Below are 15,385 nucleotides of genomic sequence, written 5' to 3' on the forward strand. Positions count from 1 at the left end.
AACCATCAAGTCTGGTTGCCATGACGCAAAATGCAAGCCAGGCGGCTGCGCGCAATCGGGTTAAATTTCCGAGATGGATCAAGTTTGCATCGTTTCGACATAGCAGATTTTATTGACCTGAATAACAATGCGGTCTTTCCGCTGCACCCTCCGGCGCGGCACTCGTTATTCAGTTGAATACGGAATTCGTGATGAATCAACTTACCTCGCCTACATCAGCGATGCGCTTCGCCTGGTGGAAACCGCTGCTGTTCCTTGCCGTGGTGGTCGCCGGCCTGTGGTATGTGAAATGGCAGCCTTACTACGGCAAAGCCTTTACTGCCGCCGAAACCCATTCTATCGGTAAATCGATATTGGCCAACGCGGCTGACTCACCGTGGCGGGCGGCGCTCGATTACGCCATGATCTATTTTCTGGCCGTGTGGAAAGCAGCGGTGCTCGGTGTCATCCTGGGTTCGCTGGTGCAGGTACTGATTCCGCGCAACTGGCTACTACGTTTGATGGGAAGCTCGCGCTTCGGCTCCACGCTGATTGGCACCGGTCTGGGTTTGCCGGGCATGATGTGCAGCTGCTGTGCGGCACCGGTGACTGCCGGCCTGCGTCAATCGCAGGTTTCGAGTGGTGCAGCAATGGCCTTTTGGCTGGCGAATCCGCTGCTCAATCCCGCTACGCTAATTTTTATGGGCTTTGTTCTCGGTTGGAATTTTGCCGCCATTCGGCTGGTGGCCGGTCTGATGATGGTGTTGGGGATCGCCTGGCTGGTGCAGCGCAGTGTGCCCGATCAAGCCGTTGTCGCTCCCGTCAATGTTACTCACGATGAACAATCGTTTCTGACACGCTGGCTGCGGGTGATGTGGCGCTTGTTCTGCAACACGATTCCGCTGTATCTCGTCGCGGTGTTGTTGCTGGGAGCCGCGCGCGTTTGGCTGTTCCCGCATGCCGATGGTGCGGTAGGCAATACGCTGTTTTGGGTGATGTTGATGGCAATTGCCGGCTGCTTGTTTGTGATCCCAACCGCAGCGGAAATCCCCATTGTGCAGACCATGATGCTGGCGGGCATGGGCATTGCGCCCGCGCTGGCACTGTTAGTGACGCTGCCCGCCGTCAGTGTGCCATCGTTATTGATGCTGCATCGCGCATTTCCCGCCCGGGCGTTGTGGATCGCGCTGTTCGGCGTGGCCTTCAGCGGTATGCTGCTGGGCGTGCTCGCCCTGTGGCTGGCGTAGCGTCCAAATCTTCTGATTGCGGCTGCCGCGCCACAGCAGCCGCGCATCTTTTTCCGCTTCAATAAAGCGCCCGTCAATCAGCACATCAATCTCATCCACCACCTCGCGCTGCGCATCACTCAGCTCCGCCATTTCGTAACCGGTCCACAGCCAGATATCCTTATCCGGGCATTCTTGCCGCACGCGTTTCACCAGGCGACGAATATGCGGCACGTTGTGCGGATGCAGCGGATCGCCGCCGCTCAGCGATAAGCCCTGACGTGGTATACGCCGATCGTTGAGATCGGCGATCAGCTGCTCTTCCAGCTCCAGCGTAAAGGGCTCGCCGGAATCCAGCCGCCACGTGCTCTGGTTATAGCAGCCGCGGCACTGATGTTCACAGCCCGCAACAAACAGCGTGCAGCGCGTGCCGGGACCGTTAACGATATCGACCGGATAATAGCGGTGAATACGCATCATCCCAGTGGTCCCGTCTCCAGATGCTTAACCCGGCGCTGCACCTCTTCCTGCTTACCGGCGTTAAACGGGCGTGCATCCGGGCTGCCGAGATAGCCACACACGCGGCGCGTCACCGACACGCGCGCCGGATCGTGATTACCGCAGCATGGGCAGGTAAAGCCTTTGCTGGTGCAGCTGAACTCGCCGCTGAAACCGCATTCGTAGCACTCGTCTATCGGCGTGTTGGTGCCGTAATACGGCACGCGGTGATAGCTGTAATCCCACACATCTTCCAGCGCCTTTAGGTTGTGCTGGATGTTGGGGTATTCGCCGTAACAAATAAAACCGCCGTTAGCGATGGTTGGATAGGGCGCTTCAAAGTCAATCTTGTCGTACGGATTGACCTTCTTCTCGACGTCGAGATGGAAGCTGTTGGTGTAATAGCCTTTGTCGGTAACGCCCGCCACCACGCCAAATTCGGCGGCATCAAGGCGGCAGAAGCGGTCGCACAGATTCTCGCTCGGCGTGCTGTACAAGCTGAAGCCGTAGCCGGTCTCTTCTTTCCAGGCATCAACTGCGTTTCGCAGATGCCTCACAATCGCCACGCCTTTTTCACGCAAATAATCGGCATCGTAAGGATGCACTTCGCTGCCGCTCAGCGCATTGAGCGTCTCATGCAGGCCGATGTAGCCGAGGGAAATCGAGGCGCGGCCATTGCGGAAAATGGATCCTACTTCATCGTCGGCCTTCAGCCGCACACCGCAGGCGCCTTCCATATAGAGAATGGGTGCCACGCGCGCTTTGGTCTTTTCCAGCCGGGCGATGCGCGTCATTAAGGCGCGTTTCGCCAGCGCCAGGCGTTGATCCAGCCGCTGCCAGAACTGCGCTTCGTTGCCTTGCGCTTCCAGCGCAATGCGCGGCAGATTGAGGCTGATCACGCCAATGTTGTTGCGACCTTCGTGAATCTGCTCACCGTTCTCTTCGTAGACGCCAAGGAAGCTGCGACAGCCCATTGGCGTTTTAAATGAGCCGGTCACTTCAACCACTTTTTCGTAGTTAAGGATATCCGGATACATGCGCTTGCTGGCGCACTCCAGCGCCAGCTGTTTGATGTCATAGTTAACATCACCCGGACGCCGATTAACGCCTTCACGAATAGCAAACACCAGTTTCGGAAACACCGCCGTTTTGTGATTTTTACCCAATCCGGCGATGCGATTGCGCAGAATGGATTGCTGAATCAGGCGCGCCGCCCAATCGGTGCCGAGGCCAAAACCAAAGGTGACAAACGGCGTCTGGCCGTTGGCGGTGTGCAGCGTATTCACTTCATATTCCAGCGACTGAAATGCGTCGTAGCACTCTTTCTCCGTGCGCACGCGCGCATAGGCTTCCGCATCAGGAATCTGCCACTCCTGCGCCACCGTGCGGTGCTTTTCCAGGCTGAGATTCACAAAAGGAGCCAACACTTCATCAATGCGATTAATGGTGGTGCCGCCGTAAATATGGCTGGCGACCTGAGCAATAATCTGCGCGGTGACCGCCGTGGCGGTGGCGATCGATTTGGGCGGTTCTATCTCGGCGTTGCCCATTTTAAAGCCGTTGGTCAGCATGCCCTGCAGGTCGATCAACATGCAGTTAAACATCGGGAAAAATGGGGAATAATCGAGATCGTGATAATGAATTTCGCCACGCTCATGCGCCAGCACCACATCGCGCGGCAACAGTTGCTGCTGGGCATAATGTTTAGCGACGATGCCGGCGAGCAGGTCGCGTTGGGTGGGAATGACCTTGCTGTCTTTATTGGCGTTTTCGTTGAGCAGCGCCGCATTGGTTTGTTCCACTAAACCCCGGATGGCGTGATGCAGTTTACCGCGCTGTTCGCGCGCCAAATCGCGATCGTGACGGTATTCGATATAAGTGCGCGCCAGCTGTGGCCAGCGTCCGCTCATCAGCGTCTCTTCTACCGCACACTGAATATCGCGGATATCCACTTCGCGGTGCTCGGCCATTTGCTCACCGACCTGCGCCGCTACCTGTGCGCACCATGCGGCATCATCAATCTGTGCCGCCTGTGCGGCAGCACGTACCGCTGCCTCAATTCGCTGCGCATCAAACGGCACTCTGCAACCGTCACGCTTAATCACCACCGTCGCCATTTTCTCTCCGTGAAACTACATATGGATATTTTTAAGGAGTTTAACCGCTATATGTGGTGCTATGACGTGAATTAATTCGCCACTGTTTGACCTACAGCAAAGAAGCCACGACCAGGATTGAAAGCCGCGCAATGGTTAATCCGGCTAAACTACAAAAGTTTTAAGCCGACTTGATTTCAGCCGGTCGCTACTTGCTTTGCAAAGCGAAACAGGTTTAATGGGCCTTTTGCCCATTTTGGTCCGCCGTTTCATTTACAAGGATGCCCGCATGCTTTTGCAGAGAACGTTGCTTGCCTGTTGTATATCCATGACTTTTTCCGCCTTTGCCGCCCCCGCGGGTGATTTACCACTCATGCCGTGGCCGCAGAAAGTTGAGCAGCCGGGCGGTGGCGGCGCGTACTCGCTAACGCCACAGCTCACCTTGCATATTGCCGGCGACCATCTGGAAGGCGCAGAGTCGCGCTGGCGGGCGCGCATTGCGCGTCAAACTGGCTGGCCGCTGTTGCCGGCCAGCGCATCCAGCGATCATCCCAATATTCAGGTGCAGATCGCCCAGGCTGTTGATCCGATTCCGCAGCCGGACAGCGATGAAAGTTACCACCTTGTCGTCAACAGCGATGGCGTTTTGCTGCAAGCGAATACACGCTTTGGTGCGATGCGCGGCATGGAGACCGTGTTGCAGCTGATTGAAAATACGGAGAATGGCACGGAAATCCCTTACGTCACCATTGACGACAAACCGCGTTTTCCGTGGCGCGGGGTGCTGATTGATTCGGCACGTCACTTCCTGCCGATTGAAACCGTAAAACGACAAATCGACGGCATCGCCGCCGCGCGCATGAACGTGTTTCACTGGCACTTAACCGACGATCAGGGTTGGCGCTTTGCCTCCAGCCACTATCCGCAACTGCAGGAGAAAGCCAGCGACGGCTTGTACTATACGCAGCAGCAGATGCGCGATGTGGTGCGCTATGCCACGCAGCGCGGCGTGCGCGTGGTGCCGGAAATCGATCTGCCGGGCCATGCATCGGCGATTGCGGTGGCGATGCCTGAGTTAATGAGCGCGCCGGGGCCTTATCAAATGGAGCGCGGCTGGGGCGTGTTTAAACCGCTGCTCGATCCCAGCAACGAAGCGGTATTTCGCTTTATCGACACCTTAATGGGTGAAGTGACGGCGATCTTCCCGGATCCCTATATCCACATCGGCGGCGATGAAGTCGATCCCACGCAGTGGAATGATTCGACGCGCATTCAGCAATTTATGCGCGATCATGGCCTGAAAGACACGCATGCGCTGCAAGCCTGGTTTAACCAGCGCGTCGAGAAAATTCTTGAAGCGCACCAGCGTCGCATGATCGGTTGGGATGAGGTTTACCATCCGGATCTACCGAAGAGCATTTTGATCCAATCCTGGCAGGGGCAGGATGCGCTTGGTACCGTGGCGAAAAATGATTTCCGCGGCATTCTCTCCACCGGTTTCTATCTCGATCAGCCGCAGACCGCCGCTTATCACTACCGTAATGAACCCTGGCCGCAAGGCCTCAACGGCGCGGATCAGGTGCAATCCGGCGAACAGACGCAGAGCTGGCAGTTCACCATGCCACGCCTGAAAGGCAGTGCACTCAAAGGCAGCTTTACGCTGATTGAAGGCAAAAATGGCTGGCGCGGTTTTATTGATTTCAGCGGTAAAGCGCGCCGCATGGTCAGCGATGTGCGCTGGCTTTCGCCGACGCAGCTGACGTTCAGCGTCGATACGTGGATGGGGCCTTTTCAGCCGATGGTGACGCTGACGCAAGACAAATTGACCGGATATATGCTGGTGGGCAACGTGCGCTATCCCACCGAAGGCAGCAAGCTGGCGCAGGTGCCAAAAGGCATTGCGCCATCGCTGCCCACGCCAGAGCAGATGAAAAATAATCTGATTGGCGGCGAAGCGGCACTGTGGGCGGAGAACGTCAACAGCCGGGTGATCGACACACGTTTGTGGCCGCGCGCTTTTGTGGTGGCCGAGCGTTTATGGTCCGCGCAGGATGTCACCGACAGCGACAACATGTATCAACGCCTGAGCGCGGTGGATCGCTGGGGCACCATTTCGGTGGGCTTGCAGCAGCATCAACAGGCTGAAGTGCAGATGATGCGGCTGGCGAATAGCAGCGACATCACGCCGCTGCGTGTGTTGGCCGAAGTGTTAGAGCCGGCGCAGTATTACACGCGTCAGCACCTGAAATTCCAGGCAGGACATTACGACTATTTTGAGCCGCTGAATAGGTTAGCGGATGTGTTGCCTGCCGAGAGCAACGCGGTGCGTTTGCTGGACAAGCAGATTGATCGACTGATTGCCAATCGTGCCGATCACGCGGCGGCACATGCTATCCGCCAGCAATTGCAGCGCTGGCAGAATAACAGCGATGCGGTGATGCCGCTGATTCTGGGCAATTATCAGCTCAAGCCGTTACAGCAGCAGGTACAGCAAGTGGCGCAACTCAGTCGTATGGGGCTGGATTTAGTTAACGCGCTGGAGCGGAATCAGGCTTACGGGGCGGGAGAGGTGGCGCAGATGCATGCACAATTGGATGCCGCAGCGCAGGTGCAGGATGAAACGGTGCTGGCATTGGTGAGGCCGCTGGAGAAGTTGCTGCGATCGTTTAAATAGGATTGTGCTCGTTGTCCCCCATCCCGGCCTTCCCCCGCAAGCGGGGGAAGGAGATGCTGCCACATGCAGCTTCATAACTCACATATGGCAGCATCTTCCTCCTCCATTTATGGGGGAGGACCGAGGAGGGGGACAGCCAGCACCGGTCAGAAAGTGACAGCCAGCCCTACTAAATCAACGACGTACCGCGATCGCCTCGATCTCAATCTTCACATCTTTCGGCAGACGCGCCACTTCCACACAGGAGCGCGCCGGGAAGCTGGCGTTATGCTCGGTAAAGAACGCTTCATAAGTCGCGTTTACCGTGGCGAAATCATTCAGATCTTTGACGAACACGGTAGTTTTCACAATGTCGCCCACTTTCAGGCCTGCAGCTTCCACAATCGCCTGCACATTTTCCAGTGACTGACGCGCCTGAGCAGACACATCGTCGGCCACGGCGCCGGTAGCAGGATTAACCGGAATCTGGCCAGAGGTGATGATCATGCTGCCGAGATCCACGCCCTGTACGTAAGGGCCAATCGCTGCGGGTGCGTTTGTAGTACTGATTTCGCGAGACATTGTTTCTCCTTAGAAGTGCGCGGCCGACCGTTGTCCGCCGCGAAATGAATCGTCCCATTATAGGGACGACGCGGGCGATTACCAGTGACCGAGCACCACGTGGCGCGCGAACTCTTTCTCGCAATATTTGCACTTCAGATGCACATCATCTTCGCGCTTTTTCACCGCAAAGCTGGTAAATACCGGCTCGTTACGGCTGATGCAGTTACTGTTCGGGCAGGTCAGCACGCGGTCGATACGATCCGGCAAAGTTGGGGCGATCTTCGCCACCACTTCGTACTCGTCAATGCGGTTCACCGTGGCGAGCGGCGCATACACCGCTAGCTGGTTGATCTGATCGTCGGTCAGGAAGGTATTCTCGATTTTGATCAGATCCTTGCGCCCCATTTCACCCGAGGGCAAATTGAGGCCGATGGTGATGCGCTGATCGGTTTCGGTCAGGCGAAACAGGGACAGTAACTTAAAGCCAACCTGCGCCGGGATATGGTCAATCACCGTGCCGCGCTTGATGGCTTCAACCTGCAATTTATTATCGTGAGTCATCGGGTTGCTCCTTACAGTGCCAGTTCGCTATTCAATACCAGTGCCAGCAGTGCCTGGCGGGCGAAGATGCCGTTACCGGCCTGCTGGAAATACCAGGCATGCGGCGTGCTATCCACGTCGGTGGTGATCTCGTCGATGCGTGGCAGCGGATGCAGCACTTTCATGTTGTCGCGCGCACCCGCTAAATCGGCGGCGCGCAGGATGAATTGCGCTTTGACATTGGCATATTCCGACGGATCGAGGCGCTCTTTCTGCACGCGCGTCATGTAGAGAATGTCGAGTTGTGGCATCACTTCTTCAATGGTGTCATGGCGCGACCAGGCAATATTCTGCTCATCCAGCATATCGGTGATGTACGACGGCATCGCCAGCGCATCGGGCGCGATAAAGAAGAAACGGTTGCCGTCAAATTTCGCCAGCGCCTGCGTCAGTGAATGCACGGTACGGCCATATTTCAGGTCGCCGACCATCGCCACATTCAGGTTATCGAGGCGATGTTGCGTTTCGCGGATGGTGAAGAGATCGAGCAGCGTTTGCGTCGGATGCTGGTTCGCGCCGTCACCGGCATTAAGTATTGGAACGCCGCCGGAAAATTCGGTCGCCAGACGCGCCGCGCCTTCCTGCGGATGACGCATCACGATGGCATCCACGTAGGTACCAATCACCGAAATGGTATCGGCGAGGGTTTCGCCTTTCTTGCCAAGCGAAGTGTTGCTGCCATCAGCGAACCCCACCACCGACGCGCCGAGACGATGCATCGCCGTTTCAAACGACAAGCGCGTGCGCGTTGAGGCTTCAAAGAAGCAGCTGGCGATAACGTTATGCTTCAGCAACTCCGGCTGGGGATGGGCTTTCAGCTGGGCGGCGGTATGCAGCACCAGCTCCAGCTCGTCGCGGTTGAGATCGTTAATGGAAATGATGTGCTTGCGATATAGCGGGTTGGCCATAGCGTTCTCCTCTGCGCTGCCGGATTGCGGACAAAAAAAAGCCCCTGCTTAAGGGGCTTTTTTTACGATCGATTGATGACGGAAAGAAACAGGTGCGCCGCCCGCTGTCAGGCGTCGTTGAGCGTCAAATTGTGCGCTGCGCTGTTGCATGTTTCCTCCGGCAAATTGGGCCGCATTATACGCATTCACTGATTTGCAGCAAGCAAATATCGCGCGCAAGGTAAACGTTTGCTTCGCTATATTTATCGCTTACCTAAGGTGGCGACCATCACCGCTTTAATGGTGTGCATGCGGTTTTCTGCCTGATCGAACACGATGCTGTGTGCCGATTCAAACACTTCATTGCTCACTTCCATGCCATCGTGCAAACCATACTGTTCAGCCATCTGGCGGCCGAGCGTGGTTTTATCGTCATGGAAAGCCGGCAGACAGTGCAGGAATTTCACCTGCGGATTACCGGTCAGGGCCAGCATCGCGCTATTCACCTGATAAGGACGCAGCAGGGCGATGCGATCTTCCCACACCGATTTGGCTTCGCCCATCGACACCCATACATCAGTGTAGATGAAGTCGGCACCTTGCACGCCTTCGGCGATATCTTCGGTCAGCGTGATTTTGCCGCCGGTTTGCTGCGCGGCCACGCGGCATTGTTCGACTAATTCAGCTTCTGGCCAGCAGCCTTTCGGTGCCACCAGACGCAGATCCAGCCCCACTAGCGCTGCAGCTTCCAGCATGCTGTTGCCCATGTTGTTGCGCGCATCGCCCACATACACCAGCGTCATTTGATTCAGCGATTTGCCGGGCAGATGTTCCTGCATGGTCAACAGATCGGCCAGCAGCTGCGTAGGGTGAAATTCGGTGGTCAGCCCGTTCCATACCGGCACGCCAGCGAACTCCGCTAAGGTTTCCACCAGTTCCTGGCCGTAGCCGCGATACTGAATGCCGTCATACATGCGGCCCAGCACACGTGCGGTGTCTTTCATCGACTCTTTATGGCCGATTTGGCTGCCGCTCGGGCCGAGATAGGTGACGTTAGCGCCCTGATCGTAAGCGGCAACTTCGAAAGAGCATCGGGTACGAGTCGAGTCTTTTTCGAAGATGAGCGCGATGTTTTTGCCTTTCAGGAACTGCGTTTCGCCGGCATTTTTCTTTGCGTGTTTTAATTCACCTGCCAGACTCAGCAGAGAATCGATTTCGGCCGGGGTGAAATCCAGCAATCTCAGGAAATGTCTTTGATACAGCTGACTCATACAGCGCTCCAGTTGCCCACATGAAATGAATTAAAATTCAATCTAACCGTATGAATATGCATTTTCAACCCCGGCGTTAAGAAACTTGTTGTTTTGTGTAGTGGCGCGCGAGGCAGTGTGGGAAAATAATCTTATTCAGCCGAATATTTTGAGGACACACCCATGGCATATGAAGCATTGCTGGAAGAACAGCGCGAAGAGACGCGACTGATCATTGAAGAGCTGCTGGAAGACGGCAGCGATCCCGATGCGCTTTACACTATCGAGCATCATCTCTCCTGCAACAATTTCGACTCGCTGGAGAAGGTGGCGGTTGATGCCTTCAAGCTGGGCTATGAAGTGAGCGAGCCAGAGGAGCTGGAGCTGGAAGACGGCAGCAAAGTGATGTGCGTTGATATCCTGAGCGAAGGCGCGCTGAAGCCGGAGCTGATTGACGCGCAGGTTGAGCAGTTGGTGAATCTGGCGGGCAGCTACAACGTCGATTACGACGGTTGGGGCACCTACTTTGAAGATCCCGATGCCGAAGATGAAGACGACGATGGCGAATTCATCGACGACGAAGAAGACAACGGTGTACGCCACTAAGCCTTCCTTAACGGGCGGCGCCCGCCGCCCCGATTCCTTCTCCCCGTAAGACAAAAGATTGCCCATGAATTACGCTCCGCTATTAGAACCGATCTATCAATTCCTGCATTGCCGCACGCCACACGCGTGGATTGATGAAGCGCGCAAGCCGGAAAATCTGACGCTGCTGCTCACCGATCATATGGTTTGCGAATTGAAGGCCGCGCAAACCGCGGTGTTTATCATCCGTAAATACGTGGCGGATAAGCCGAGTGGCGATGCCATTCTGGCGTGGCTTAAGCCGTATGAAGATTTTATCTACCGCGATGAACCGGACAGCAACTTTATCAACGCCCACAAAAATCTGACCAAAAGTATCATTGTGCGCAATGAGCTGCCGTGGGCCGACGATTTGGTAGAGATGATGGTGCTGCTGATCAAAGAGGAGTTGCATCACTTTTATCAGGTGTGGGAAATCATGCAGTCGCGCGGTTTGCCCTATCGTAAAATCACCGCCAGCCGTTATGCCAAAGGGCTGATCCGTGAAATCGCCACGTATGAGCCAGATGCGCTGGTGGATAAGTTGATTTGCGGAGCGTACATCGAAGCGCGATCCTGCGAACGTTTCGCCAGCCTGGCGCCGTATCTGGATGAGCAGCTTGAGAAGTTCTACATTTCGCTGTTGCGATCGGAAGCGCGTCATTACCAGGATTATCTGAAGCTGGCGCAGCAGATTTCGCCGAAGGACATTGCGCCACGCGTACAGGCGTTTGGTGCGACAGAAGCGCGCTTAATCAGCGAGCCGGATGGCGAATTGCGTTTTCATAGCGGTGTGCCGACGGTTTAGATATGTGCTCGCAGTCCCCCATCCCGGCCTTCCCCCGCTTGCGGGGAAAGGAGATTCTGCCACATGCAGCTCCCAACCCACATATAGCAGCATCCTCCTCCCCCATTTATGGGGGAAGACCGAGGAGGGGGACAGCGAGCACATCACAGCGAGCACATCAAATCACAACACCTTCAACATCCGCACTTCGCAATCCACGTGCCCGGTACAGCCCATCGCGCTGTCAATCAGCTCAAAGCCCAACGACTCATATAATTTAATCGCGCGCGTCAGGCTGCCGGTGGTTTCCAGATAACAGCGGCGAAACCCCTTTTGACGAGCATGTTCCATGGCGCGCAGCGCCAGATCGCGCGCCAGACCTAAGCCACGCACCTGCGGCAGGAAATACATTTTCTGCAGCTCGCAAATATCCGGTGCGCTACAAGCCAACGGTGCAACGCCGCCGCCGCCCACCACTACGCCTTCATGTTCAACAATCCAGTAGGCGCTATTGGCTTCACTGTACAGTTCGAAAAGGCGATCCAGATTGGGATCGGACACGGTGTAACCTTTGTCCGCCGTCAGCCCAAATTCGGCTGACACATCGCGGATCACCTGCGCGATCAGCGGATTATCGGCGGCTGTAATCGGGCGCACCTTTAAATTGATGGGGGCGTCGGTGGTCATCATTATCTTCCGGTATAAAAAAGCCGGGCAGTGCCCGGCTTCGATTAAGCAGTTGGACTGAAGCGCTTACAATGCCGCAATCACGCCCTGCTGTTCAAACAGTTTTGCTTTAGATTGCTCAAGCTCGGCTACGCGCTCACGCTCTTTGGCAACAACCGCTTCCGGCGCACGTGACACAAAGCCTTCGTTGGCCAGCTTGGTCTGGATCTTCTCGATTTCCACATCAAGTTTCACCAGCTCTTTCGCCAGACGCTCCAGCTCGGCTTCTTTGTTCACCAGATCCGCCATTGGGATCAGCAACTCAGCGCCTTCAACAATCTTCGTCACTGAAACCGGGCCTTTCTCGCCCGCAGGCAGAATGGTCAGGCTTGCCAGACGCGCCAGACGCGCCAGGAAAGTACGGTTCTCTTCCACGCGACGCTGCGCCGCAGCCGAGCAGTCACGCAGCAGCACATCGAGCGGCTTGCTTGGCGCGATGTTCATCTCAGCGCGAATATTACGTACCGCGACGATCGCCTGTTTCATCCACTCAATATCAGCTTGCGCCTCGGCATCTTCCTTCGCCGCTTCATACTGCGGGAACGGCTGCAGCATAATGGTATCGTGATCGATGTTTTTCAGGCCTTTCACACGCTGCCAGATGGTTTCGGTGATGTAAGGAATAATCGGGTGCGCCAGACGCAGCAGCGCTTCCAGCACGGTGACCAGCGTATTACGCGTGCCGCGCAGTTCCGCTTCGCTACCGCTGGTCATCACCGGCTTCGTCAGCTCCAGATACCAGTCACAGAACTGGTTCCAGGTGAAGTCATAAAGAATATTGGCTGCGATATCAAAGCGATAGCTATCCAGCGCTTCACGATACGCCTTCACGCTGCGGTTGAATTCGCTCAGAATCCAGCGATCAGCCAGCGACAGCTTCATTTCGCCGCCGTTTTGTCCGCAATCCTGCTCTTCGGTGTTCATCAGCACGAAGCGGCTGGCGTTCCACAGCTTGTTACAGAAGTTGCGGTAGCCTTCGAGGCGCTTCATGTCCCAGTTGATGTCACGACCGGTAGAAGCCAGCGCGGCGAGGGTAAAGCGCAGCGCATCGGTACCTGATGGCACGATGCCGTCCGGGAACTGCTTCTCGGTACGTTTGCGGATCTTTTCAGCCAGCTGCGGCTGCATCATGTTGCCGGTACGCTTCTCCAGCAGATCTTCCAGCGAAATACCGTCAATCATATCCAGGGGATCGATGACGTTGCCTTTCGACTTGGACATCTTCTGGCCTTCTTCATCGCGGATCAAACCGGTCATATAGACGGTTTTAAACGGTACCTGCGGCTTGCCGTTTTCATCTTTGATGAAGTGCATGGTCAGCATGATCATGCGCGCAATCCAGAAGAAGATAATGTCGAAGCCGCTCACCAACACGCTGGTTGGATGGAAGGTACGCAGCGCTTCGGTGTTCTCTGGCCAGCCAAGAGTAGAGAAAGTCCACAGACCGGATGAAAACCAGGTATCCAGGACGTCGTCATCCTGGCGCAGCGCAACGTCGGCGGCCAGATGGTTTTCCTGACGCACTTCGTCTTCGGTGCGGCCAACGTAGACGTTGCCGTCGTTGTCGTACCACGCCGGAATGCGGTGTCCCCACCACAGCTGACGCGAAATACACCAATCCTGAATGTCTCGCATCCACGAGAAGTACATGTTTTCGTACTGTTTTGGCACGAACTGGATGTCGCCATTCTCAACCGCTTCAACCGCAACTTTCGCCAGCGGGGCGGTGCGCACATACCATTGATCAGTCAGCATAGGTTCAATCACCACGCCGCCGCGATCACCGTAAGGAACGGTCAGATCGTGCGGTTTGATCTCTTCCAGCAGGCCGATTTCGTCAACGGCAGCGACAATCGCTTTACGCGCAGCAAAACGCTCCATTTTCTGGAACTGTGCTGGGATATCGTCGGCACACTCGTCGCTCACTTCGCCATTAGTATCGAACACTTCCGCGCGCTCGCGGATATCGCCATCGAAGGTCAGAATGTTGATCATTGGCAGCTTGTGACGACGACCGACTTCGTAGTCATTGAAGTCATGCGCTGGCGTGATTTTCACGCAGCCGGTGCCTTTTTCCATATCGGCGTGTTCATCGCCAACGATCGGAATACGACGGTTCACCAGCGGCAGGATCACTTCTTTGCCGATCAAATCTTTATAGCGCGGATCTTCCGGGTTAACCGCGACGCCGGTATCGCCCAACAGGGTTTCCGGACGGGTGGTCGCCACCACCAGATAATTTTTGCCTTCCGCGGTTTTCACACCGTCAGCAAGCGGATAGCGGATATGCCACATCGAGCCTTTGCTCTCGCGGTTTTCCACTTCCAGATCGGAGATGGCGGTACGCAGTTTTGGATCCCAGTTTACCAGGCGTTTACCACGGTAAATCAGGTTCTCTTTATACAGGCGGACAAACACTTCGCGCACCGCGTTGGACAGACCGTCATCCATAGTGAAGCGCTCGCGCTCCCAGTCAACCGAGTTGCCGAGACGGCGCATCTGGCGGGTAATGGTGCCGCCGGATTCCGCTTTCCACTGCCAGATTTTGTCGATGAACGCATCGCGACCGTAATCCTGACGCGTTTTGCCCTCTTCAGCGGCGATCTTACGCTCAACGACCATCTGCGTGGCGATACCGGCGTGATCGGTACCGGCCTGCCACAGGGTGTTTTTGCCCTGCATACGCTGGTAACGCACCATGGTGTCCATGATGGTTTGCTGGAAAGCGTGACCCATATGCAAGCTGCCGGTGACGTTCGGCGGCGGGATCATGATGCAAAAGCTTTCCTGGCTGGTGTCGCCATTCGGTTTAAAGTAGCCCTGCTGTTCCCAGTGCTCGTAGAGCGGCTGCTCGATATCTTGCGGGTTATATGTCTTTTCCATTTCTACACTGTCGTTTGCGGCGAGGGTGGCGTCGCCGTATTCAATTGGAAACCAACGCTGCGATAGGCTTTATAGCGATCGCGCGCCAGTTGTTTTAGGGATTCTTCATAAGGTACGAAGTCTATCACTTCATGGAAAGCAGTAGCAAAATCTGCGAACTGTGGCAGCAGGCTGATCAACAGATCGCGCGGCGAACTGCCACGGCGCTGCGGCCATGCCAGTTCAACCGGTGCGCCATAGCGCGGGCCTTCGCCGGCCAGATTGTGCGGCACAAAGGCGTTAGCCGGCAACTGCCAGAGTGCTTCATCCAGCCGATTGGCTTGTTCTTCATTTTCGCAGGCAATCAGGATGCGTTTGCCGTCACGCCAGCGTGTTTCGGCAAGAGAGCATACCAGGGCTTCGATGGCGGTTAAGCCGTCGCCTGCGCTCTCAGACTCCATCACATAGAAAGTGGCGTTTTTCATGGGATCCTTTGGATGAGAGGGGGGCTCGCTGTCCCCCATCCCGGCCTTCCCCCATAAATGGGGGAAGGAGATGCTGCTACATGCAACTTCACAACTCACATAGGGCAGCATCTTCCTCCCCCACTTGTGGAGGAGGACCGAGGAGGGG

13 protein-coding genes are annotated in these 15,385 nt (G+C 55.9%); 4 read left to right on the forward strand and 9 right to left on the reverse strand.

The features are described from left to right. Window positions 1–191: 191 nt before the first annotated feature. Window positions 192–1,226 (forward strand): permease, encoded by a 1,035-nt coding sequence (locus tag WH298_RS12425; protein ID WP_180822978.1) that lies wholly within the window; start codon window positions 192–194, stop codon window positions 1,224–1,226. On the opposite strand, the gene nrdG is transcribed toward WH298_RS12425, so the two are convergent. Both nrdG and nrdD read right to left on the reverse strand, forming a co-directional pair. Next, window positions 1,119–1,685 carry an anaerobic ribonucleoside-triphosphate reductase-activating protein gene (nrdG, locus tag WH298_RS12430; RefSeq protein ID WP_180822979.1) on the reverse strand — a complete coding sequence of 189 codons (567 nt, stop codon included), beginning with the start codon at window positions 1,683–1,685 and terminating at the stop codon, window positions 1,119–1,121. The genes WH298_RS12425 and nrdG overlap by 108 nt on opposite strands. Further along, the gene (gene nrdD, locus WH298_RS12435; RefSeq protein WP_180822980.1) at window positions 1,682–3,820 is read right to left on the reverse strand and encodes an anaerobic ribonucleoside-triphosphate reductase; all 2,139 of its coding nucleotides are present in this window, start codon (window positions 3,818–3,820) and stop codon (window positions 1,682–1,684) included. The genes nrdG and nrdD overlap by 4 nt, the downstream gene beginning before the upstream one ends. A 268-nt stretch (window positions 3,821–4,088) precedes the next feature. On the opposite strand from nrdD, the gene WH298_RS12440 reads away from it, so the two are divergent. Further along, window positions 4,089–6,473, forward strand: coding sequence for a beta-N-acetylhexosaminidase (locus tag WH298_RS12440; RefSeq protein WP_180822981.1), 2,385 nt, complete (start codon window positions 4,089–4,091; stop codon window positions 6,471–6,473). A 174-nt stretch (window positions 6,474–6,647) separates the two neighbouring features. Here WH298_RS12440 and ridA read toward each other — a convergent pair whose 3' ends face one another. From ridA to argF, 4 genes are all read right to left on the reverse strand, one after another. After that, a complete protein-coding gene (ridA, locus tag WH298_RS12445) occupies window positions 6,648–7,034 on the reverse strand; it encodes a 2-iminobutanoate/2-iminopropanoate deaminase (protein WP_180822982.1) in 387 nt (128 codons plus the stop codon). 78 nt (window positions 7,035–7,112) lie between these two features. Then, entirely contained in the window at window positions 7,113–7,577 is a 465-nt protein-coding gene (gene pyrI / locus WH298_RS12450; protein WP_007886734.1) for an aspartate carbamoyltransferase regulatory subunit, read from the reverse strand. A gap of 11 nt (window positions 7,578–7,588) precedes the next feature. Beyond that, on the reverse strand, window positions 7,589–8,524 hold the full coding sequence (pyrB, locus tag WH298_RS12455; protein WP_049851380.1) for an aspartate carbamoyltransferase: 936 nt from the start codon (window positions 8,522–8,524) through the stop codon (window positions 7,589–7,591). Between the two features lie 242 nt (window positions 8,525–8,766). Continuing rightward, window positions 8,767–9,774, reverse strand: coding sequence for an ornithine carbamoyltransferase (gene argF / locus WH298_RS12460; RefSeq protein WP_180822983.1), 1,008 nt, complete (start codon window positions 9,772–9,774; stop codon window positions 8,767–8,769). 162 nt (window positions 9,775–9,936) lie between these two features. Here argF and rraB point away from each other — a divergent pair, with 162 nt between their 5' ends. Beyond that, window positions 9,937–10,359, forward strand: a complete 423-nt coding sequence (gene rraB / locus WH298_RS12465; protein ID WP_007886745.1) for a ribonuclease E inhibitor RraB — start codon at window positions 9,937–9,939, stop codon at window positions 10,357–10,359. Between the two features lie 64 nt (window positions 10,360–10,423). Beyond that, on the forward strand, window positions 10,424–11,185 hold the full coding sequence (miaE, locus tag WH298_RS12470) for a tRNA isopentenyl-2-thiomethyl-A-37 hydroxylase MiaE (protein ID WP_180822984.1): 762 nt from the start codon (window positions 10,424–10,426) through the stop codon (window positions 11,183–11,185). Window positions 11,186–11,347: 162 nt separating this feature from the next. Here the strand turns inward: miaE and WH298_RS12475 are convergent, their stop codons facing one another. The 3 genes from WH298_RS12475 to WH298_RS12485 all read right to left on the reverse strand — a co-directional run bounded on the left by WH298_RS12475 (window position 11,348) and on the right by WH298_RS12485 (window position 15,237). Further along, entirely contained in the window at window positions 11,348–11,851 is a 504-nt protein-coding gene (locus tag WH298_RS12475; protein WP_049851383.1) for a GNAT family N-acetyltransferase, read from the reverse strand. Between the two features lie 66 nt (window positions 11,852–11,917). After that, window positions 11,918–14,773 carry a valine--tRNA ligase gene (locus tag WH298_RS12480; protein WP_180822985.1) on the reverse strand — a complete coding sequence of 952 codons (2,856 nt, stop codon included), beginning with the start codon at window positions 14,771–14,773 and terminating at the stop codon, window positions 11,918–11,920. Window positions 14,774–14,775: 2 nt separating this feature from the next. Further along, on the reverse strand, window positions 14,776–15,237 hold the full coding sequence (locus WH298_RS12485) for a DNA polymerase III subunit chi (RefSeq protein WP_036620276.1): 462 nt from the start codon (window positions 15,235–15,237) through the stop codon (window positions 14,776–14,778). Window positions 15,238–15,385 lie beyond the last annotated feature (148 nt).

Source organism: Pantoea nemavictus (assembly GCF_037479095.1).
GTDB lineage: Bacteria > Pseudomonadota > Gammaproteobacteria > Enterobacterales > Enterobacteriaceae > Pantoea > Pantoea nemavictus.